Origin of the sequence: Pseudomonas sp. NPDC087346, from assembly GCF_044744235.1 — a bacterium.
Taxonomy (GTDB): domain Bacteria; phylum Pseudomonadota; class Gammaproteobacteria; order Pseudomonadales; family Pseudomonadaceae; genus Aquipseudomonas.
This window is the reverse complement of sequence record NZ_JBIUXX010000027.1, coordinates 89,655-90,080: the sequence shown is the minus strand read 5'-3', so window position 1 is coordinate 90,080 and position 426 is coordinate 89,655. Positions and strand designations below refer to the sequence as shown.

Annotated in this window: 1 protein-coding gene and 1 pseudogene; both read left to right on the top strand. The window is 59.4% G+C overall.

The annotated features are described in order from the left end of the window. A partial coding sequence (locus ACIOZM_RS17470) for a cbb3-type cytochrome c oxidase subunit I (RefSeq protein WP_401216055.1) occupies positions 1-325 on the top strand: 325 nt, incomplete at its 5' end. Beyond that, positions 325-426 (top strand): annotated as a pseudogene (locus ACIOZM_RS17465) (cytochrome-c oxidase, cbb3-type subunit II); the annotation flags it as partial. The gene ACIOZM_RS17470 and the pseudogene ACIOZM_RS17465, both read left to right, overlap by 1 nt.

Below are 426 nucleotides of genomic sequence, written 5' to 3'. Positions count from 1 at the left end.
GGCGCAGATGCACAGCGTCGGTCTGATCAACGCGCACTACTGGCTCGCGACCATCGGTACCGTTCTGTACATCGCTTCGATGTGGGTCAACGGCATCACTCAAGGCCTGATGTGGCGTGCAATCAACGATGACGGCACCCTCACCTACTCGTTCGTCGAAGCGCTGCAAGCCAGCCACCCGGGCTACATCGTCCGTGCGCTGGGCGGTGCATTCTTCGCCAGCGGCATGTTCCTGATGGCTTACAACGTCTGGCGCACCGTGCGCGCCTCGAACCCGGCTGAAGCCGAAGCCGCCGCCACGATTGCTGTAGTTGGAGCTCACTGATGAAGCATGAAGCTGTCGAGAAGAATATTGGTCTGCTGGCCTTCTTCATGGTCATCGCCGTCAGCGTCGGTGGCCTGACTCAAATCGTTCCGCTGTTTTTC